The 17,447-nt window shown below is 71.7% G+C and carries 18 protein-coding genes; 11 read left to right on the top strand and 7 right to left on the bottom strand.

Annotated elements, in window-relative coordinates; all coding sequences use genetic code 11:
• Nucleotides 1-142 precede the first annotated feature (142 nt).
• The 4 genes from ACIRQF_RS28685 to ACIRQF_RS28670 all read left to right on the top strand — a co-directional run bounded on the left by ACIRQF_RS28685 (nucleotide 143) and on the right by ACIRQF_RS28670 (nucleotide 4,527).
• Nucleotides 143-985 carry a Tat pathway signal sequence domain protein gene (locus ACIRQF_RS28685; RefSeq protein ID WP_404096240.1) on the top strand — a complete coding sequence of 281 codons (843 nt, stop codon included), beginning with the start codon at nucleotides 143-145 and terminating at the stop codon, nucleotides 983-985.
• A 51-nt stretch (nucleotides 986-1,036) separates the two neighbouring features.
• Nucleotides 1,037-2,344 (top strand): copper amine oxidase, encoded by a 1,308-nt coding sequence (locus ACIRQF_RS28680; RefSeq protein ID WP_404096237.1) that lies wholly within the window; start codon nucleotides 1,037-1,039, stop codon nucleotides 2,342-2,344.
• A 131-nt stretch (nucleotides 2,345-2,475) separates the two neighbouring features.
• Complete coding sequence (locus tag ACIRQF_RS28675) at nucleotides 2,476-3,729, top strand: SAV2148 family HEPN domain-containing protein (protein WP_382481399.1); 1,254 nt, start codon at nucleotides 2,476-2,478, stop codon at nucleotides 3,727-3,729.
• Nucleotides 3,730-3,804: 75 nt separating this feature from the next.
• Nucleotides 3,805-4,527: a 3'-5' exonuclease gene (locus ACIRQF_RS28670; RefSeq protein WP_404096232.1), complete on the top strand. Its 723-nt coding sequence runs from the start codon at nucleotides 3,805-3,807 to the stop codon at nucleotides 4,525-4,527.
• Nucleotides 4,528-4,536: 9 nt separating this feature from the next.
• On the opposite strand, the gene ACIRQF_RS28665 is transcribed toward ACIRQF_RS28670, so the two are convergent.
• Together ACIRQF_RS28665 and ACIRQF_RS28660 are read right to left on the bottom strand one after the other, a co-directional pair.
• Nucleotides 4,537-5,364, bottom strand: a complete 828-nt coding sequence (locus ACIRQF_RS28665; RefSeq protein WP_404096229.1) for an alpha/beta fold hydrolase — start codon at nucleotides 5,362-5,364, stop codon at nucleotides 4,537-4,539.
• 46 nt (nucleotides 5,365-5,410) lie between these two features.
• On the bottom strand, nucleotides 5,411-6,268 hold the full coding sequence (locus ACIRQF_RS28660; RefSeq protein WP_404096226.1) for a phosphotransferase enzyme family protein: 858 nt from the start codon (nucleotides 6,266-6,268) through the stop codon (nucleotides 5,411-5,413).
• Nucleotides 6,269-6,421: 153 nt separating this feature from the next.
• On the opposite strand from ACIRQF_RS28660, the gene ACIRQF_RS28655 reads away from it, so the two are divergent.
• Genes ACIRQF_RS28655 through ACIRQF_RS28645 form a run of 3 tightly spaced genes read left to right on the top strand, consistent with a single transcriptional unit; the run spans nucleotide 6,422 to nucleotide 9,541 of the window.
• Nucleotides 6,422-7,348: a carbohydrate ABC transporter permease gene (locus ACIRQF_RS28655; RefSeq protein WP_404096658.1), complete on the top strand. Its 927-nt coding sequence runs from the start codon at nucleotides 6,422-6,424 to the stop codon at nucleotides 7,346-7,348.
• A gap of 10 nt (nucleotides 7,349-7,358) precedes the next feature.
• Nucleotides 7,359-8,201 carry a carbohydrate ABC transporter permease gene (locus ACIRQF_RS28650; protein ID WP_404096223.1) on the top strand — a complete coding sequence of 281 codons (843 nt, stop codon included), beginning with the start codon at nucleotides 7,359-7,361 and terminating at the stop codon, nucleotides 8,199-8,201.
• Entirely contained in the window at nucleotides 8,198-9,541 is a 1,344-nt protein-coding gene (locus ACIRQF_RS28645) for an ABC transporter substrate-binding protein (RefSeq protein ID WP_404096220.1), read from the top strand. Before ACIRQF_RS28650 ends, ACIRQF_RS28645 begins: the two co-directional genes overlap by 4 nt.
• Before the next feature lie 97 nt (nucleotides 9,542-9,638).
• Here ACIRQF_RS28645 and ACIRQF_RS28640 read toward each other — a convergent pair whose 3' ends face one another.
• Nucleotides 9,639-10,049, bottom strand: coding sequence for a RidA family protein (locus tag ACIRQF_RS28640; RefSeq protein ID WP_404096217.1), 411 nt, complete (start codon nucleotides 10,047-10,049; stop codon nucleotides 9,639-9,641).
• Nucleotides 10,050-10,534: 485 nt separating this feature from the next.
• On the opposite strand from ACIRQF_RS28640, the gene ACIRQF_RS28635 reads away from it, so the two are divergent.
• The 4 genes from ACIRQF_RS28635 to ACIRQF_RS28620 all read left to right on the top strand — a co-directional run bounded on the left by ACIRQF_RS28635 (nucleotide 10,535) and on the right by ACIRQF_RS28620 (nucleotide 13,744).
• Nucleotides 10,535-11,740 (top strand): S8 family serine peptidase, encoded by a 1,206-nt coding sequence (locus ACIRQF_RS28635; RefSeq protein WP_376629067.1) that lies wholly within the window; start codon nucleotides 10,535-10,537, stop codon nucleotides 11,738-11,740.
• Nucleotides 11,741-11,814: 74 nt separating this feature from the next.
• Complete coding sequence (locus tag ACIRQF_RS28630; protein WP_404096214.1) at nucleotides 11,815-12,372, top strand: DUF1697 domain-containing protein; 558 nt, start codon at nucleotides 11,815-11,817, stop codon at nucleotides 12,370-12,372.
• A 67-nt stretch (nucleotides 12,373-12,439) separates the two neighbouring features.
• Nucleotides 12,440-13,045: a DsbA family protein gene (locus ACIRQF_RS28625; RefSeq protein WP_376629071.1), complete on the top strand. Its 606-nt coding sequence runs from the start codon at nucleotides 12,440-12,442 to the stop codon at nucleotides 13,043-13,045.
• Nucleotides 13,046-13,177: 132 nt separating this feature from the next.
• A complete protein-coding gene (locus tag ACIRQF_RS28620; RefSeq protein WP_404096211.1) occupies nucleotides 13,178-13,744 on the top strand; it encodes a TIGR03086 family metal-binding protein in 567 nt (188 codons plus the stop codon).
• Here the strand turns inward: ACIRQF_RS28620 and ACIRQF_RS28615 are convergent.
• Genes ACIRQF_RS28615 through ACIRQF_RS28600 form a run of 4 tightly spaced genes read right to left on the bottom strand, consistent with a single transcriptional unit; the run spans nucleotide 13,741 to nucleotide 17,308 of the window.
• Complete coding sequence (locus tag ACIRQF_RS28615) at nucleotides 13,741-14,484, bottom strand: sirohydrochlorin chelatase (protein WP_404096208.1); 744 nt, start codon at nucleotides 14,482-14,484, stop codon at nucleotides 13,741-13,743. The two genes, ACIRQF_RS28620 and ACIRQF_RS28615, sit on opposite strands and share 4 nt — an antisense overlap.
• A 2-nt stretch (nucleotides 14,485-14,486) precedes the next feature.
• Nucleotides 14,487-15,380 (bottom strand): ABC transporter permease, encoded by an 894-nt coding sequence (locus tag ACIRQF_RS28610; protein WP_404096205.1) that lies wholly within the window; start codon nucleotides 15,378-15,380, stop codon nucleotides 14,487-14,489.
• Nucleotides 15,367-16,164 carry an ABC transporter ATP-binding protein gene (locus tag ACIRQF_RS28605; protein ID WP_376629079.1) on the bottom strand — a complete coding sequence of 266 codons (798 nt, stop codon included), beginning with the start codon at nucleotides 16,162-16,164 and terminating at the stop codon, nucleotides 15,367-15,369. The genes ACIRQF_RS28610 and ACIRQF_RS28605 overlap by 14 nt, the downstream gene beginning before the upstream one ends.
• 34 nt (nucleotides 16,165-16,198) lie before the next feature.
• Entirely contained in the window at nucleotides 16,199-17,308 is a 1,110-nt protein-coding gene (locus ACIRQF_RS28600; protein ID WP_404096202.1) for an aliphatic sulfonate ABC transporter substrate-binding protein, read from the bottom strand.
• Nucleotides 17,309-17,447: the final 139 nt, after the last annotated feature.

Genomic DNA, 17,447 nt, shown 5'->3' with positions numbered 1-17,447 from the left:
TCTTCCACTTCTGATCCGGGGGCAAGGGGGTTTCTTCGGCCAGATCCTGCCCGAAACAGGCGCAACCTCCTAGGACTTCGACCCGTCCTACCGGGTGACCACTCATCTCAATAGGGGGAAATTGAAAAAAATGGGGGGAAATATGTACGAAATAGTGCGCCGCCATTTGGGGAAGGTGGTGGCGGGCACGGCCATGGCGATCACCGGAACCGCCGTCGCCGTCGCGGTCGCCCTGCCCGGAAGCGCCGGGGCCGACGAGGTGCCGCGCGGCGCCGCCGCCACCGACGGCACGGCCCCGGGGTCCCCGGGCGCGCCGCGCACGGAGGGGCCCGAGCCCGGCCCCGCGACCCTCGCCTCCGCGCCGCCCGAGGGCGCGAAGGGCATCGGCACCGACCCGCTCACCGACGACGAGCTCAAGCGGGCCGAGGCCCTGGCGCTGACCCCGCCGGGCGCCGCCCTGGGGGCACCCCCGGCCGGAGGCTGGGGGAGGAACGCCGAGGGCGGCCGCGGCCCCCAGCGCCTCGGCACCGAACTCGCCGATCCGCTCCCCGGGGAGCCGGCCACCGGACCGCGCCGCGCCCTCGTCCGCCTCTACGACTACGGACGCGACGAGCTCGTCACCCGCACGGTCAACCTCGACACCGGCAAGGTCGAGCAGTCCGGCGCGCAGCGCGGGGTGCAGCCCTCCGCCCACCCCGAGGAACTGCGCGCGGCCCTGGACCTCATCCTGGCGAGCCCGCTCGGCAAGGGCGTCAAGGAGGACTACAAGGACGCCACCGGGAAGGAGCTCACCTCCACCGGGCAGCTCTGGTTCAACGGCGACGTCTACCGCACCTACCGCGAGGCGAACGTCCCCGCGCAGCTGCGGAAGTGCGGCGAGCACCGCTGCCTCCGGCTCGTCACCAAGATCCGCAACGGCTCCTGGATCGACACCCGCGACCTGATCGTCGACCTCAGCGCCAGGAGCGTCACCCGCGTCGGCTGACCACCGGCCCGGTCCCACCCCGCACGTCCGTACCGAGGGAGTACGTTCGCCATGACCTCTCCGCGACTCCGGCATGCCCGCACCGCGGGCACCGTCCTCGCCGCCGGCGCCCTGTTCGGCACCGTCGCCACCACGAGCGGCGCCACGCCCGTCAGCGCCGCCCCGGCCGCCCCGGCGGCCCCCGCGCCCGCCGACTGCTCCGCCGCGTACCGCATCGAGCAGAAGCTCGACGGCGGCACCGTGTGGCGCATGTGCTGGCGCTACTCCACCGACTCCGGGCTGGTCCTGGACAAGGTGACCTACCAGCCGCCCGGCGAGCCCGCGCCCATCCGGGTCCTCAACAGCGCCAAGCTGGCCCAGATCCACGTCCCGTACGACGACGGCAACGCCGAGTACGACGACCTCACCGGCGCCGGCTTCGGCTGGGGCCTGCAGAACCTCAAGCCGGGGGAGTGTCCCGGCGGCACCATCACCTCCGTGAAGGTGCCGGACGTGGGGCAGGTCAAGGGCCTGTGCACCACCACCCGCGCCCGCGGCCACGCCTACCGCATGGCCAACGACGAGGGCACCAAGGTCTGGCAGGCCCAGGGCAAGGACCTGCTCGTCTACAGCGTCAACAAGGTCGGCTGGTACGAGTACATCACCGAGTGGCGCTTCTCCTCCGACGGCGCCATCGCCGCCAACGTCGGCGCCACCGGCAGCCTGTCGCCCGGCGACTACAACGCCACCGACGGACGCGGCTGGCCCATCGGCAAGGGCGCCCGCGACTACGCGACCAGCCACGCCCACAACGTCTTCTGGAAGCTGGACTTCGGCCTCGACGGCAGCAACAAGGGCCGCGTCGAGCAGTACGACTCCACGGTCACCCCGCCGGCCCGCGACGGCAGCCCCACCGTGAAGACCAAGCGCACCCCGGTCACCAGGGAACTCGCCGGGGACGCCCGGAACATGCGCTGGTGGCGGGTGGTGAGCGCGACCGGCAAGAACAAGGACGGCCACGCCCGCTCGTACGAGATCGTTCCCGGCCACACCAACACCTACGCGGGCCGGGGCTTCACCCAGCACGACGTCTACTTCACCCAGGCCCGCGCCTGCGAGCAGTTCGCCAGCAACAACATCCTCGACTGCGGACGCAACGCCCCCGACAGCGTGGACAAGTGGGTCAACGGCGAGACGCTGACCAACCCGGCCGTGTGGGTCAACATCGGGTTCCACCACGTCGCCCGGGACGAGGACCAGCAGCCGATGCCCGTGCACTGGCAGGGCTTCCAGCTCGCGCCCAGGGACGTAACCGCTATGAATCCGCTCACTCCGGCCGATCTCGCCGGCCAGAACGGGCAGCCGCGTCAGGGTAGTTGAGCAACCGGCCGGTCGATCCTGCTGCACCGCCTCCCGCTCCCGGAGTACCCTTCCTTGATCGTTGCCGATCGTTGTCAGATGGTGTTCCAGTCGGCCGGACCGGATGTCCGGGAGCAGAAGGCGGTGCGCGGGTGAGCTCGGGAGGTCTGGAGCTGCCCTCGGGCGAGGCGGGTCACGAGGGAGGACCGGCCGAGCCCGCGGAGGGCCCGCCCGGCGCGGTCTCCGTCGCACGGCCGGTGGAGATCGGTGCCGAGCTGGAGTGGGGCGCGGAGGCGTGGAGCGAGGTGCGCACCCGGGCCCAGCGGGCCGGCCGCGCCTACATCTGGCTGAATCTCGTCGAGCAGCGGCTGCGGGCCGTCGTCGCGGCGGTGCTGCGGCCGGTCTACGAGCCGGTGCACGGCGAGGAGTGGGTCGTGGCGGCCGCCGGACCGGCCGGCCAGGAGTGGGTCCAGCGGGCGGTGGCGGTCCGTGAGGTCTCGCGCCGCAAGGGCTATCTCCTCGACCCGGCCGACGACAACGTCCTCAGCTTCCTCACGCTTCCGCAGCTGCGGGAGCTGATGGTCCAGCACTGGCCCTGCTTCGAGCCCTACTTCGACGACCGGCGCGAGGTGGAACTCGCCCTGGACGAGCTGGAGGTGACCCGCAACGTCGTCTCCCGCAACCGGGCGCTGTCGCTGACCGTGCTCGCCCAGTCCGAGCGGGCCTCCGCGCGGCTCCTGGAGATCCTCGGGAGCGGGGCGGGGGTGCCCTCGGCCGAGCGGCTGCCGGTCGACGCCGTCGAGGACCTGGTCGGCGACCGGTACGCGGACGTGGTCTCGGTCCATCCCGACCGGGTCCGGCTGCAGCGGCAGCTCCCGGCCGAGGACCTGTTCGGCGGGGCCCGCCGCCTCGACGCCACGGGCATAGGTCTCAATCTGCTCGTGCAGAACTTCTCCGGGCGGCGCATGGTGCGGCTCGCCGAGTCCGGCTGCCGCACGAGGCTGCTCTTCCTCAATCCGGCCAGCAGCGCCGTCAAGCGGCGCGAGCGAGAACTGGGGCTGAAGAAGGGCGAGCTCAGCCGGTCGGTCGAGATGAACATCCTGCACATGCGCCGGGTGCGGTCCAAACTCCGCGACCCGGGTGCCTTCCAGATCCACGTCTTCGACGAGACCCCGCGCTTCACCGCGTACCTGGTCGACGGCGACGGGCCGGACGGGGTCGGGGTCGTGCAGTCCTACCTCCGCAAGGCCCGCGGCATGGAGGCCCCGGTCCTGGTGCTGCGTGGCGGCGGACGGAACGTGGTGCGGGCAGGGCAGGGCTTCGAACGGGACGGTGAAACCGGACTTTTCGCCACATATAGGGAGGAGTTCGAGTCGGTGTGGCTCGACTCCCGGCCGGTCTCCTGACGCCCCGGACCGGATTGTCAGTGGGCCGTGCGAGGGTTTTCCTCACCACGGGGGAGATCACGTAAGGAGGACCCGATGGCTTGGCATGGGGAACCGCTGGTCGGCTTCGACCTGGAGACGACGGGCACCGACCCGCTGGAGGCCCGTATCGTCACGGCCTCGATCGTCGGCGTCCACGGCGGCCGGGTGGTCCGGCAGCGCGACTGGCTCGCCGACCCGGGCATCCGCATCCCCGCGCAGGCGTCCGCGATCCACGGCATCAGCAACGAGCGCGCGGCCGCCGAGGGACGCCCGGTGCGCGAGGTGGCCGACGAGGTCGCCGAGACCCTGACCGGCTACTGGGCCCAGGGCGTCCCCGTCGTGGCGTACAACGCCTCGTTCGACCTGACCCTGCTCACCGCCGAACTGCGACGGCACGGACTGCCCTCGCTGGACGAGCGGCTCGGCGGCAGGGGCCTGGGCCCGGTCGTCGACCCGTACACGATCGACCGGGCCGTCGACCGCTACCGGCGCGGCAAGCGCACCCTGGAAGCGGTCTGCGCGGAGTACGGGGTGGAGCTCACCGCCGCCCACCAGGCGGCCGCCGACGCGCTCGCCGCCGTCCGGGTCGCGATCGCGATAGCCGAGCGGCACGCCTCGGTCGCCGCCCTCGACCCGGCCGCGCTGCACGAGCGCCAGATCGGCTGGTACCGGGAGTGGGCCGAGGACTTCCAGGCCTTCCTGCGCCGCAAGGGCGACGCGGACGCGGTCGTCGACCCGGTGTGGCCGGTCCGCTCGGCGGTCGTCGTGGCCTCCTAGCCGTCCCGGTCAGCCGTTCTCCTTCAGGAAGGAGAGCAGCAGGTCGTTGACCCGCTCCGGCTGGTCCAGCTGGAGCCAGTGACCGGCGTCCTCGACCCGCTCGTAGCGCCAGCGCCCGGGGACGCGCGCGGCCATGGCGGTCATCTGGCGCTCGGTGAGAAAGCGGTCGTCGGCGGACCAGACGCCCATCACCGGCACGGTGAAGGCCGACGGCGTCGGGGGCACGCCCAGCTGGACCTCCATCGGCAGGGCGGCGCGGTAGATGTTCAGAGCCGCGGTCAGGGCGCCGGGCGCCCGCAAGGGTTCCAGCACCTTGTCGAGATCGGCGTGGCCGGTGAGCATCTGGCGCAGGTTCGCGAAGTCGTCACGGGACAGCCACTCCTCGGCGAGCCCCTCGAACTGGAACATCGTCATGTGCCACATGCGCTGGCGCTCCTGCCAGCCGTCCGGCCCCAGGACCACGGAGATGTCCCCCACCGACATCACCGTCAGGCTCGCCACCCGCTCGGCGGCGAACTGTGCGAGCCCCTGTGCCACCCCGGAGCCCCAGTCGTGGCCCACGACGTGGCAGCGGTCGACGTCGAGCCGGGCGAGCAGCTCCAGCATGTCGCGCACGTGCTTCGCCGGGTGGTAGGCCTCCGGGCCGCCCTCCGGCCGGTCCGACCCGCCGTAGCCGCGCAGGGTCGGCGCGATCGTCCGGAAGCCGGCCGCGTTCAGGGCGGGGACCTGATGGCGCCACAGCTCGTGCGAGTCCGGGAAGCCGTGCACCAGCAGCACGGCCGGTCCCTCGCCGCTCACATCGACGTCGAGCGTGACGTCCGACAGTTCCATCCGCATCCCAACACCCCGTTCGTTACCGGCCGGTTCGACAGGGCTCATGATGTCAGAAGGGGTACCAGCGCACCTCGGGGTCACCGTCCCGCAGCGAGGCCACCCGCCGCTCGAACTCGGCGAGCGCCTTCGGGTTCACCGGCGCGTGCTGGGCCACCCAGGCACAGCTCGCCGTCTCCCGTGCCCCCCGCAGCACCGCGCAGCCCTCCCACTCCCGGACGTCCCAGCCGTAGGCCTCGGTGAAGGCGTCGTAGGCGGCCGGGTCGAGCCCGTACCGGTCCCGGGACAGGGCCAGCACCACGAGGTCGTGCTCGCGCAGATCGGAGGAGAAGGTCTCCAGGTCCACCAGGACCGGTCCCTCGGAGCCGACGTGGACGTTGCGGGGCAGCGCGTCGCCGTGGATCGGGCCGGGCGTGAGGTGCGGGGTGAGCGCGGCCGCCGCCGGGGCGAAGGAGTCGCGGCGCTCCCGCAGGAAGGCCGCGTCCGCCGGGTCGATCGCGTCACCGGCGAGCCGCAGCCAGCGCTCCACCCCGCCGAGCAGTTCGCGGCGCGGCAGGGTGAGGCCGGCCGGCTCGGGCAGGGCGTGGATCAGGCGCAGCAGCGGGGCCAGGTCGCGGGGTTCGGCCGGCCGGACGGCCGCGGGCAACCGGTGCCACAGCGTGATCGGGTGCCCCTCGGCCACCAGCGGCTCGGCCTCGGCGGCCCGGACGGCCGGGACTCCGGCCGATTCCAGCCAGCCGGCGAGGGTCAGTTCACGCTCGGCGCGCGGCAGCAGTTCGGGGTCACGGCCGACCTTCACCACCAGGTCGCCGAGCGCGAAGACCGCGTTCTCGCCCAGAGCGAGCAGGCTCGCGTCGGCCGCCCGCAGTCCCGCGGCGGCCAGGATCTCCCGGGCCCGGGCCTCGTCCATCGTTCTCTCCCCACAGCAGGTGCGCACCGTAGGTGCGATCTCGCCAAAGTCTCGCATCCGTGCAGGTCACCTTGACGAACCGACGGCCCCTCAGGACGATGACCGGGTCCCAGGCAAGGTGGCACACCGCGCACAGGGGGAGCATTGGTGAGTGTGACGACCGCGCCGAGGCGGTCCGCGGCGCGCACCACCCCGGGCCGGGCCCCCGGCGGCCCGGGCCGCGACCTGGGTGCCTGGTTCCTGGTCCTGCCCGCGCTCCTGCCGATCCTGGTCCTCAGCGTCGGCCCCCTCCTCTACGGCATCGCACTGGCCTTCACCGACGCCCAGTCCGGGCGCACCCAGGCCACCCGATGGATCGGCACCCTGAACTTCCAGGACCTGCTGCACGACACCCTGTTCTGGGAGTCCTTCCGCATCGGCCTGCTGTGGGCCGTCGGCGTCACCGTCCCGCAGTTCCTCCTCTCCCTCGGCCTCGCGCTGCTCCTGAACCAGAGGCTCCGGCTGCGCTGGCTCGCCCGGGCGCTCGCGATCCTCCCCTGGGCCATGCCCGAGGTCGTCGTCGGCATCATGTGGCGGCTGGTCTACAACCCCGACGCGGGCATCCTCAACGAGACCCTCCACGACCTCGGCCTCGGCGACGGGCGGGCCTGGCTCAGCGGCCTCGGCACCGCCCTGCCCGCCGTGATCGTGGTCGGCGTCTGGGCGGGCATGCCGCAGACCACGGTCGCCCTGCTCGCCGGCGTGCAGAACACCCCTCGCGAACTCCACGAGGCCGCCGCGCTCGACGGCGCCGGCGCCTGGCGCCGCTTCCGCACGGTCACCTGGCCCGCGCTGCGCCCGGTGGCCCTCGCCATCACCGCGCTGAACTTCATCTGGAACGTCAACTCCTTCGCCCTGGTCTACGTGCTGACCAACGGCGGACCGGGCGGCCGCACCCGGCTCCCCATGCTCTTCGCCTACGAGGAGGCCTTCCGCTACGGGCAGTTCGGCTACGCGGCCGCCATGGGCTGTGTGCTCGTCGCCGTCGTCTCCGTGCTCCTCGCCCTGTATCTCGTCGGCCGGCTCAAGGAGGAACAGTGAGGAGAGGCCGGTGAGCGCCTTCCGTACCAGCGGGCCCGCCCGCGCCGGCCAGTACGCGGCACTCCTCGCGTACCTGGTCTTCCTCGCCTTCCCGTTCCTGTGGCTGGTCTCGACCGCCTTCAAGCCCGCCACGGAACTCGGCTCCCTGCACCCCACCTGGATCCCGGAGGACCCCACCCTCGACAACTTCCGGCAGGCCTTCGACGAGCAGCCCCTGCTGAGAGCCGCCGGGAACAGCCTGCTCGCGGCGCTCACCGCCGCCCTCGTCGCGGTCGTCGTCGCCACCCCCATGGCCTACGTCCTCGCCCGCCACCGCTCCCGGCTCACCGGCGCGGCGACCGGCTGGGTCGTGGTCAGCCAGGCCTTCCCGTTCGTCCTCCTGATCATCCCGCTCTTCCTGGTCCTGAAGAACCTCCACCTGGTCAACAGCCTGGCCGGCCTGACCCTCGTGTACGTGGTGTGGTCGCTGCCCTTCGCGCTGTGGATGCTCACCGGCTACGTCCGGGCCGTCCCCGCCGAGCTGGAGGAGGCCGCGGCCGTCGACGGCGCCGGACGGCTGCGCACCCTCGTCTCCGTCACCGGCCCGCTGCTCGCCCCCGGCCTCGTCGCCACCGCGCTCTTCGCCTTCGTCACCGCGTGGAACGAGTTCTTCTTCGCCCTGGTCCTCCTGAAGAGCCCGGAGAAACAGACGCTGCCCGTGGTCCTCACCCACTTCCTCGGCGCGGAGGGCGCCGCCGACCTCGGGCCGCTCGCCGCCGCGGCCTTCCTCGCCACCCTCCCCTCGCTCGTCGTCTTCGCGATCGTCCAGCGGCGGATCACCGGCGGCATGCTGGCCGGGGCGGTGAAGTCATGAGGCGCGCCCGGCCCGGTCGCGCCGGGCTCCGAGCCCGGTTCGGTCCCCTGCGGATCCTCGCTCCGTTCGCCGCCCTCGTGCTGCTGCTCGCCGGCTGCACCGCCGGCGGCGCGCGCGAGGCCGACGACGGAGTGATCCGGCTCCGCTTCCAGTCGCTCGCCTGGCAGAAGGAGTCGGTCGACGCCAACAAGGAGCTCGTACGGGAGTGGAACGCGGCCCACCCCGACATCCAGGTCGACTACGTCCAGGGCAGCTGGGACTCCGTCCACGACCAGTTGCTCACCTCCTTCGAGGCCGGCGAGGCGCCCGACCTCGTCCACGACGCCTCCGACGACCTCGCGGACTTCGCCTACGGGGGCTACCTCGCCGACCTGCGCACGCTGCTGCCCGAACGGCTGCGCGCCGACATCCCCGCGCACAGCTGGAGCACCACGACCTTCGGGGACGGGGTCTACGGCGTGCCGTTCCTCCAGGAACCGCGCATGATCATGGCCGACCGTAGGCTCCTCACCGACGCCGGTGTCCGGATCCCGACCGCCGAACGCCCCTGGACCTGGCAGGAGTTCCGGCGGATCGCCCGGGACCTGACGGCCCGCATGGGGGAGGGGCGCTACGCCGTCGCCTGGCCGCTCAAGGAGCCGGTCTCCGTCTCGCTCAACCTGGGCCTGTCGGCCGGCGGCCGGCTCTTCCACCGCGGCGCGGACGGCAGGACCACCCTCCGCTTCACCGACGCCGACGCGGTCGTCCCCGGCACGGTCCGGGCCATGGTCGAGACCGACCGCACCGCCTCCCGGGCCACCCTCGGCAGCGGCGGCTCCGACACGCTGCCCGGCTTCTTCGGGGGCAGGTACGCGATGGTCCCGCTGGGCTTCTCGTACCGGCAGCAGATCGTGCAGCAGGCGCCCAAGGGCTTCGACTGGATCGTGCTGCCCGCTCCGGCCGGGGCGGGCGGGCTCGCGCAGGGGGTCAGCCCGCAGACCCTCTCCATCGCCGAGGACAGCCCCCACAAGCGGGAGGCCGCGAGGTTCCTCGACTTCTTCCTCCAGCCCCGCAACATGGTCCGGCTCGCCCTCGGCGACTGGATGCTGCCCACCTCCACGACCGCCCTCGCCGACCCGGCCCTGCACACCCCGGCGTACGGCTGGGCCACCGGCGCGGCCGTGGCCCGGCAACTGCGCCCGGCCCCCGCCCAGTCGGTGCGCGGCTATCCGGAGTGGAAGGACAAGGTCGCCACGCCCGCCTTCCAGGAGTACTACAGCGGCGCCATCGGAACGGAGGAGCTGAGACGCCGGCTGGTGGTGGACGGCAACCGGGTGCTCGCCCGCTACCAACGGGACTAGGCCGCCTCTTTCGGATCCTGCCGGGCTCGCGGGGTCTGGCACGCACGCTCGCGAGCCCGGCAGGATCCGAAAGAGGCGGCCCGGACGGCCCGTCGGCTCAGGAATCGAGTACGGCGGCGACGGCTTCGATCTCTACGAGCTGGCCGTCGTAGCCGAGCACGGTGACACCCATCAAGGTGCTCGGCACGTCGTGCTCACCGAACGCGTCCCGCACGACCTCCCACGCCGTCACCAGGTCCTCCCGCCGGTGAGAGGCAACGAGAACACGGGTGCTGATGACATCGAGGAGTGACGCGCCCGAGTCCTTCAGAGCGGTCCGCATGTTCTCCACGGCCCTGGCCGCCTGCCCCGCGACGTCCCCGATCGCCGCAGTGGAGCCGTCCTCGTTCAGAGGACATGCTCCGGCCAGGAAGATCAGCCGCGACTCGGCCGGGGCCGTGGCCGCGTAGGCGTACTCCGCTACATCGGACAGGGAGGCGGAACGGATCAAGGTGACAGCGCGCGGCACGGGCTTCCTTTCGCGGCAGTTCCGGGGCACTCAGGACCTTCTCAGAGGTCGGCTCCGCGTTCGACGCATTTTCCTTTCATGACGCGCCCGCGCCGGGGACTCGGGGGCGCACGGCACCTGCCGGCGGGGGACGACATGCCCGAACGGCCGCGCGAGGCCGTGCCCGTCCTCGCCTGCGATCCCGAAGTCGCCCGCGGAGAGCGGGAGATAGCAGAAGGGATGATGCTTGAAGGGGGAACGAAGTGGGCCGCTGACCTGATCGAGGCGGAGCTGGCGAAATCATGACGACGTAAACGCGCATGTGGGCGGGGCGAGTTGTGATGACTCGCCCCGTTTTCTTATTAAGAAACCTTGCTGAAAAAGTCATGAGTCTGTGAAGGCCTTGATTTGCACTCGTCAATCGGTCAGGGTTTCGAACGGGTCGCCGGAAGGTTTTCTTCCAACGGCCCAACCCCCCACAAATCCTGACGAGGAGACCCCTCTTCATGGCAATACACAAGCGTGACCGCAAGCACGTCCGGATCATCGCCGTCACGACCGCGATCGCGGCAGCGGCCGGAATCACCGTCCTCACCGGCCCGTTCGCCGGCGCGGCCCCCACGCCCGCCGAAGGAACGGTCTACGGACTCGGCGTCGAGGGCGCCGTCGCGGGCAGCTACGTCGTGCTGCTCGACGAGAAGGCGAACAAGGGCGACCTGGCGAAGGAGTACGGCGGCACCCTGCGCCGCAGCTACGACTCCAGCGTCAACGGCTTCTCCGTGAACGGCCTCACCGAGACCGAGGCCAAGCGCCTCGCCGCGGACCCGGCCGTCGCCAAGGTCGTCCAGAACCGCACGTTCTCCATCAGCGCCACCCAGGAGAACCCCCCGTCCTGGGGCCTGGACCGGGTCGACCAGACCGACACGGCCGGCGACTCCAAGTACACCTACCCCGACTCCGGCGGCGAGGGCGTCACCGCGTACGTCATCGACACCGGCGTCCGCATCAGCCACAAGGACTTCGGCGGCCGTGCCTCGAACGGCTTCGACGCGGTCGACAACGACGACACCGCCCAGGACGGCAACGGCCACGGCACGCACGTGGCCGGCACCATCGCCGGAACCGAGCACGGCGTCGCCAAGAAGGCCAAGATCGTCGCCGTCCGTGTGCTCGACGACGCCGGCTCCGGCACCACCGAGCAGGTCGTCGCCGGCATCGACTGGGTCACCAAGAACCACCAGGGCCCGTCCGTCGCCAACATGAGCCTCGGCGGCGGCGCCGACCCGGCGCTCGACGACGCGGTCAAGAAGGCCATCGCCTCCGGCGTCACCTTCGCCGTCGCCGCGGGGAACGAGTCGGCGGACGCCGGACAGGGCTCGCCGTCCCGGGTGCCCGAGGCGATCACCGTCGCCTCCTCCACCAAGGACGACCAGCAGTCCGACTTCTCCAACTTCGGTTCGGTCGTGGACCTCTACGCCCCGGGCTCGGAGATCACCTCGGCCTGGAACGACAGTGACACCGGGACCAAGACCATCTCCGGCACCTCGATGGCCACCCCGCACGTCGTCGGCGCCGCGGCCGTGTACCTCGCGGCCCACAAGGACGCCACCCCGGACCAGGTCGCCGAGGCGCTGACCTCGGGGGCCACCCCCGACAAGATCGGCAACGCCAGCCCCGGCACCGCCAACAAGCTCCTGAAGATCGTCGAGTAGCGACGGCGATCCCCTGATACGGCGGCCGCCGTGCCCTCCCCCACGGGGCATGGCGGCCGCCTTATGGTGTGATCATGACGACGAGCTATGCGGCGCTGCTGCGCGGGATCAATGTCGGCGGACACCGCAAGGTCCCCATGGCGCAGCTCCGTTCCCTGCTGGAGGAGCTCGGCCACCGGGACGTGAAGACCTACCTCCAGAGCGGCAACGCGGTCTTCACCACCGACGCCGACACCGCTCCCGCGGAACTCACCGCGGCACTCGAAGGGGCGATCGAGGAGCGGTTCGGCTTCCACGTCGACTGCCTCGTCCTCGACCACGAGCGGCTCGCCGCCGTCGCCGAGAACTGCCCCTTCCCCGCCGCCGAGCTGGAGGGCAAGCAGCTGCACGCCTTCTACCTCTCCGGCCCCCTCGACGAGCAGCGCCTCGCCGCGGTCGACCGGGCGGCCTACCTGCCCGAGGAATTCGCGCTCGGCGACCGCGTCCTCTACCTCTACGCCCCCGAGGGCCTGGGCCGCTCCAAGCTCGGCGAGGTCCTCTCCCGGCCCGCCCTCTTCAAGGGCCTCACCGTCACCGCGCGGAACTGGAACACCGTGGTCAAGCTCGTCGAGATGACCGGCCCCCACGCCTGAAGTGGCCCAGTGGAAGAGTGTGCGAATGGCCCGGAACGACGGGCCAAAGCAGAACTACGCTTCCCGCATGACGACGACCGTGGACTTCTCCTTCGACCCCGCCTGCCCCTTCGCCTGGATCACCTCCCGCTGGATCCTCGAAGTCGAGCGGCACCGCGACATCGATCTCCGCTTCCGGCTCATGAGCCTCTACCTCCACAACGAGGGCAACGACCTGCCCGACTGGTACCGCACCCTCGTCGACGCCTCCATCGGCCCCGTCCGGGTCGCCGCCGCCGCGGCCGACAAGGCCGGCGAGGAGATCCTGCGCCCGCTCTACACCGCGTACGGCACCCGCATCCACGAGCGGAAGAACCAGGACTTCGACGCCGTGATCGCCGAGTCCCTCGCCGAACTCGGCCTCCCAGCCGAGCTCGCCGCCGCGGCCCACGACCCGGCCTACGACGAGGCCGTCCGCCGCCGGCACGACGCCGGCAAGGACCCCGAGGCCGGTGCCTACGTCGGCACGCCCACCCTCCACGTCGACGGCACCGCCTGGTTCGGGCCGGTCCTGCGCGCCGTCCCGCGCGGGGAGGAGGCCGCCGAACTCTTCGACGCCTTCCGCGTCCTCGCCCGCCACCCCGACTTCTTCGAGATGAAGCGCACCCGCACCGGCGGGCTCGACTTCAGCTAGGTGTATTGATCACGAGCGTTGTTGACGCTGGTGATCAATACACCTGGTCGTGTCCGGCTCGCGGCGTCCGCCGGTGCGGGGTGTCGCGATTCTTCAAGACCGGCCCACGGGGTGCTCCCTACCGTGGGTGGCATGAACGAGATCCACGCTCACCTCACCGCCTGCGCCGCCGAAGCCGCCCGCGTCAGCCGCGGGATCACCGCCGAGCAGCTCGCCGGGCCCACCGGCTGCACCGACTGGACGGTCCGCGAGCTGGCCAACCACCTGGTCCTCTACACCGCCCACGGCCTCGAACACCGCGCCCTGCGCACCGAGCTCCCCGAGGAGACCGTCCGGCGCGACTTCACCGCGGACGCCGACTGGTCCGAGCGGTACGCGGCCCAGCTCGACCGGGCGCTCGCCGCCTGGGCGAAGCCCGAGGCGTGGGAAGGGGACGTCGACCTCGGCGGCAGCGCCGTGCCCGCGCCCGAGATCGCCGCCATGCTGCTGGCAGAACTCGCCCTGCACGGCTGGGACCTGGCACTCGCCACGGACCAGGAGTTCACCGTGCCCGAGGAGACCGGTCGGCATCTGCTCGGCGTCGTCGAGCGCTACGCCGGGATGTACCGCGAGTACCAGGGCTTCGCCGCCCCGGTCACCGCCCCCGCCGGGGCCGGCGCCTTCACGCGGGCCCTCGCGGTGAGCGGCCGCACGCCCTAACCGGCGGCCGCCAGCCGCTCCGGGGCGCGTACGGCCTGCTCGTAACGCTCCACCAGCAGCCGGGCCAGTTCGGGGGAGGGGCCGAGGACGTCCGCGAGGACATCGGCCTCGACCGCGCCGCCGGCGATGCGGTCCGGGAGTCGTCCCGGGGCGATCACGTACGGGGACACCGCCACGCGGCCGACCCCGGGCTCCGCGCGCAGGGCGCGGACCACGTCCTCCGTGCGAGGAAGGGATGCGGAGGCGAACGCAGGCCGCACGGAGCACCAACCGGTGCGCCGCAGCTCCCGCGCCGTTTCTGCGATCACTGCGATCGCCTCCGGGTCGGTGGAGCCCGCCGAGGCCAGGACGACCCCGGTCGTGCTCTTGTCGCCGGGCGTCAGCCCGGCCTCGTACAGGCGCCGTTCCACCGCCGCCAGCAGCAGCGGGGACGGGCCCAGGACCTCCGCCTGCCGCACCCGCAGCGAGGCGGGGGCCTGGCGCAGGACGCCGGGGACGTCGGCCTTCGCGTGGAAGGCCCGGGTGAGGAGGAGCGGCAGGGCCACGACCTCCCGCACCCCGTCCGCGGCGAGCCGGTCGAGCACCCCCGTGACGGACGGCAGGTTGAAGTCCAGGAACGCCGTCTCCACCCGCAGCCCCGGCCGCAGCAGGCCGGCCCGGCGCACGAGGGCCTGGACGGTCGCCGCGTGCCGCGGGTCGCGGCTGCCGTGGGCGATGACGAGAAGGGTGGGGTAACTCATGGTCAGGCCTTCACCAGCAGGCCGCGACGGCGCAGCACCGCGCGCTCCAGGGGGCTGAAGAACAGCAGGTCGATGGCGACACCGACGAGCAGGATCAGGATGATCGCCAGGAAGATCCCCGGCATGTCGAAGTTGTTGCGGCCGTTCTCCAGGAGCTGGCCGAGGCCGAGCCCCAGGTCCGGCGAGGAGGCGATGATCTCCGCCGCCATCAGCGAGCGCCACGAGAACGCCCAGCCCTGCTTCAGGCCCGCGAGATAGCCCGGCAGCGCGGCCGGCATCACGATGTGCCAGGCGCCCCTGAGCCCCGTCGCGCCGAGCGTCCGGCCCGCCCGCAGGAACAGCGGCGGCACCTGGTCCACGCCGGCCACCAGGCCGTTCGCGATCGACGGCACCGCGCCGAGCAGGATCACCGCGTACATCATGCTGTCGTTGAGGCCCAGCCACAGCACCGCCGGCGCCACCCAGGCGACCGAGGGCAGCGACTGCAGACCGGACAGGATCGGGCCGATCGCGGTGCGGACGACACCCACCCGGGCGACGATCAGACCCAGCGGGGTACCGATCGCCAGCGCGAGCAGGAAGCCGAGCAGGGCCCGGGAGACGCTGGTCCACAGCACGCCGAGGAGGGTGCCCTCCAGCCACATGGTGGACAGGCTGTCCCAGACCGCCCCGGGCGAGGGCAGCTTGCCCTCGTCGGCGACCTTCGCGGTCACGAGCAGCTGCCAGACCACGACGACGAGCACGACCGCCAGGACCGGCGGCAGGACCTTCTTCAGGAGGACCTCGCGCACCGGGGTCCTGCGGACCTGCACGCTGTCCAGGGCGTCGAGCCCGGCCTCCAGGCCGGCGAGGTCGTCGGTCTTCACCGCGTCGGCGGTGGTGTCAGTGCTGGCCATGACGGCGGATCTCCCCACGCAGTTCTTCGGTGATCTCGACGGACAGCTCCGCCACGGCGGCGTCCTCGATGCGGCGCGGCTGCGGGATGTCGATGGTCCACTCCCGGGCGATCCGGCCGGGCCGGGAGGAGAGCAGGACGACACGCTCGGCCAGCCGCACGGCCTCGCGCACGTTGTGGGTGACGAACAGGACCGACAGGCGCGTCTCGCGCCAGATCCGGGTCAGCTCGTCGTGCAGCACGTCGCGGGTGATCGCGTCGAGCGCCGCGAACGGCTCGTCCATCAGCAGCAGGTCGCTGTCCTGGGCGAGCGCCCGGGCCAGCGCCACGCGCTGCCGCATGCCGCCGGACAGCTCGTGCACGCGCTTGTCGTACGAGCCGCCGAGCCGCACGAGTTCGAGCAGCCGCTCGGCCTCCGGGCGACGCTCGGCCTTGGGCAGCCCGCGCAGCTTCAGGGCGAGTTCGATGTTCTTGCCCGCGGTGAGCCACGGGAACAGGGCGTGCTCCTGGAACATCAGGGCCGGCCGGCCGCCGGGGGTCTCGATGGACCCCGCGGACGGCCGGTCGAGCCCGGCGACCAGGTTGAGCAGCGTGGACTTGCCGCAGCCCGAGGCTCCCAGGAGGGTGACGAACTCGCCCGGGGCGACATCGAGCGAGATGTCGTCGAGGACGAGCTGGCCGCCGGCGGGACCGCCGAAGGACTTCGAGACGTGCTCGAGGCGCGCGGCGTGCCCGGCCGCGCGGACGCGGTCCTCGGCCTTGGCGAGCGTGGTGGTCGTGGCCATGGTCGTCACCTCCTGGGTTGGGCTGCGGACTGTGTTACTTGACGCCGAGGCCGGCGTCGGAGACCTCGGGCTTGCCCGCGGCCTTCAGGACCTTGTTGAGGGCCGTCAGGTCGTAGATGCCGTTCAGGTCGGGCTGCTTCAGCAGACCCGCCTTCACGGCGTGGTCGGCCTGCGCGCGGAGGGTGGCGGCCAGCGGGTCGTCGATGAACTGGATCGACGGCCAGGCGTTGTTGATGACCTTGTCACCGAGCGGCTTGCCGGAGAGCTCCTTCAGCTTGGCGTTGGCCGAGGCCTTCGCCTTCTCAGGGTTGGCGTTGATCCACGCGTTGGTCTTCACCGAGCCGCGAAGCACGGCCTCCACCACGTCGGGGTGCTCCTTGAGGAACTTCTGCGACACGATGATGTTGGTGATGACGAACTTCTTGTCCGGCCACAGGTCGGACTCGTCGAGCAGGACCTTCGCGCCCTCGCTGACCAGCTTCGACGCGGTCGGCTCGGGCACCCAGGCGCCGTCGATGGAACCGGACTTGTAGGCGTCCGGGGTGATCTTGTTGTCCGTGCGGAGCACGGAGACGTCGCCCTTGCCGCTCTGGGAGTCGACCTTCCAGCCCTTCTCGGCGACCCAGTTGAGGAAGGCCACGTCCTGGGTGTTGCCGAGCTGCGGGGTGGCGATCCGCTTGCCCTTCACGTCGTCCAGGGTCTTGATCTTCTTGGGGTCGACCACGAGCTTCACGCCGCCGGAGGCCGAGCCGCCGACGATGCGCAGGTTGGTGCCCTTGGACTTGGTGTAGCCGTTGATGGAGGGCGAGGGGCCGATGAAGCCGATGTCGATCGAGCCGGCGTTGAGCGCCTCGATCTCGGACGGGCCGGCGTTGAAGGTGGTGGACCGCAGGGTGGTGCCGCCCAGTTCCTTCTGGAAGATGCCCTCCTGGTCGCCGACCAGGGCCGTCGCGTGCGTCAGATTGGGGAAGTACCCGAGCCGTACGGTGTCCGCGGAGAGCTTCGTGCCCTCGGCCGCCACCTTCTTCTCGTCGTTCTTGGCCTCGGAGCCGTAGCTGCAGGAGGCGAGCGCCCCGACCAGCAGGGGCAGAGCGGCGGCCGCGAACAGGCCGCGGCGCAGGGTGGTACGGGTGGTGGCAGGCACGGGAGGGTTCCCCTCGGTTCAGCGACTTCGCAGTCGGTGTCTATGTCTTTCAAGGTGTTGCGGGTGGAGCGGCAGAGCGCCGCCGCAGCGGCGTACGGAGGTCAGCACGCACATCGCGCGACACCTCCCATGCCGGCCC

It is taken from the genome of Streptomyces sp. NPDC101191 (assembly GCF_044767915.1).
Lineage (GTDB): Bacteria > Actinomycetota > Actinomycetes > Streptomycetales > Streptomycetaceae > Streptomyces.
Note: the sequence above shows the minus strand (reverse complement) of the source record. Positions and strands in the feature narration are given on the sequence as shown.

What these genes read in the sequence shown, in the direction of transcription:
- ACIRQF_RS28630 (WP_404096214.1), top strand. Translation starts at nt 11,815, where the DNA reads ATGACGACGAGCTATGCGGCGCTGCTGCGCGGGATCAATGTCGGCGGA.
- ACIRQF_RS28680 (WP_404096237.1), top strand. Translation starts at nt 1,037, where the DNA reads ATGACCTCTCCGCGACTCCGGCATGCCCGCACCGCGGGCACCGTCCTC.
- ACIRQF_RS28615 (WP_404096208.1), bottom strand. Translation starts at nt 14,484, where the DNA reads ATGAGTTACCCCACCCTTCTCGTCATCGCCCACGGCAGCCGCGACCCG.
- ACIRQF_RS28620 (WP_404096211.1), top strand. Translation starts at nt 13,178, where the DNA reads ATGAACGAGATCCACGCTCACCTCACCGCCTGCGCCGCCGAAGCCGCC.
- ACIRQF_RS28665 (WP_404096229.1), bottom strand. Translation starts at nt 5,364, where the DNA reads ATGCGGATGGAACTGTCGGACGTCACGCTCGACGTCGATGTGAGCGGC.
- ACIRQF_RS28625 (WP_376629071.1), top strand. Translation starts at nt 12,440, where the DNA reads ATGACGACGACCGTGGACTTCTCCTTCGACCCCGCCTGCCCCTTCGCC.
- ACIRQF_RS28645 (WP_404096220.1), top strand. Translation starts at nt 8,198, where the DNA reads ATGAGGCGCGCCCGGCCCGGTCGCGCCGGGCTCCGAGCCCGGTTCGGT.
- ACIRQF_RS28635 (WP_376629067.1), top strand. Translation starts at nt 10,535, where the DNA reads ATGGCAATACACAAGCGTGACCGCAAGCACGTCCGGATCATCGCCGTC.
- ACIRQF_RS28670 (WP_404096232.1), top strand. Translation starts at nt 3,805, where the DNA reads ATGGCTTGGCATGGGGAACCGCTGGTCGGCTTCGACCTGGAGACGACG.
- ACIRQF_RS28605 (WP_376629079.1), bottom strand. Translation starts at nt 16,164, where the DNA reads ATGGCCACGACCACCACGCTCGCCAAGGCCGAGGACCGCGTCCGCGCG.
- ACIRQF_RS28660 (WP_404096226.1), bottom strand. Translation starts at nt 6,268, where the DNA reads ATGGACGAGGCCCGGGCCCGGGAGATCCTGGCCGCCGCGGGACTGCGG.
- ACIRQF_RS28610 (WP_404096205.1), bottom strand. Translation starts at nt 15,380, where the DNA reads ATGGCCAGCACTGACACCACCGCCGACGCGGTGAAGACCGACGACCTC.
- ACIRQF_RS28685 (WP_404096240.1), top strand. Translation starts at nt 143, where the DNA reads ATGTACGAAATAGTGCGCCGCCATTTGGGGAAGGTGGTGGCGGGCACG.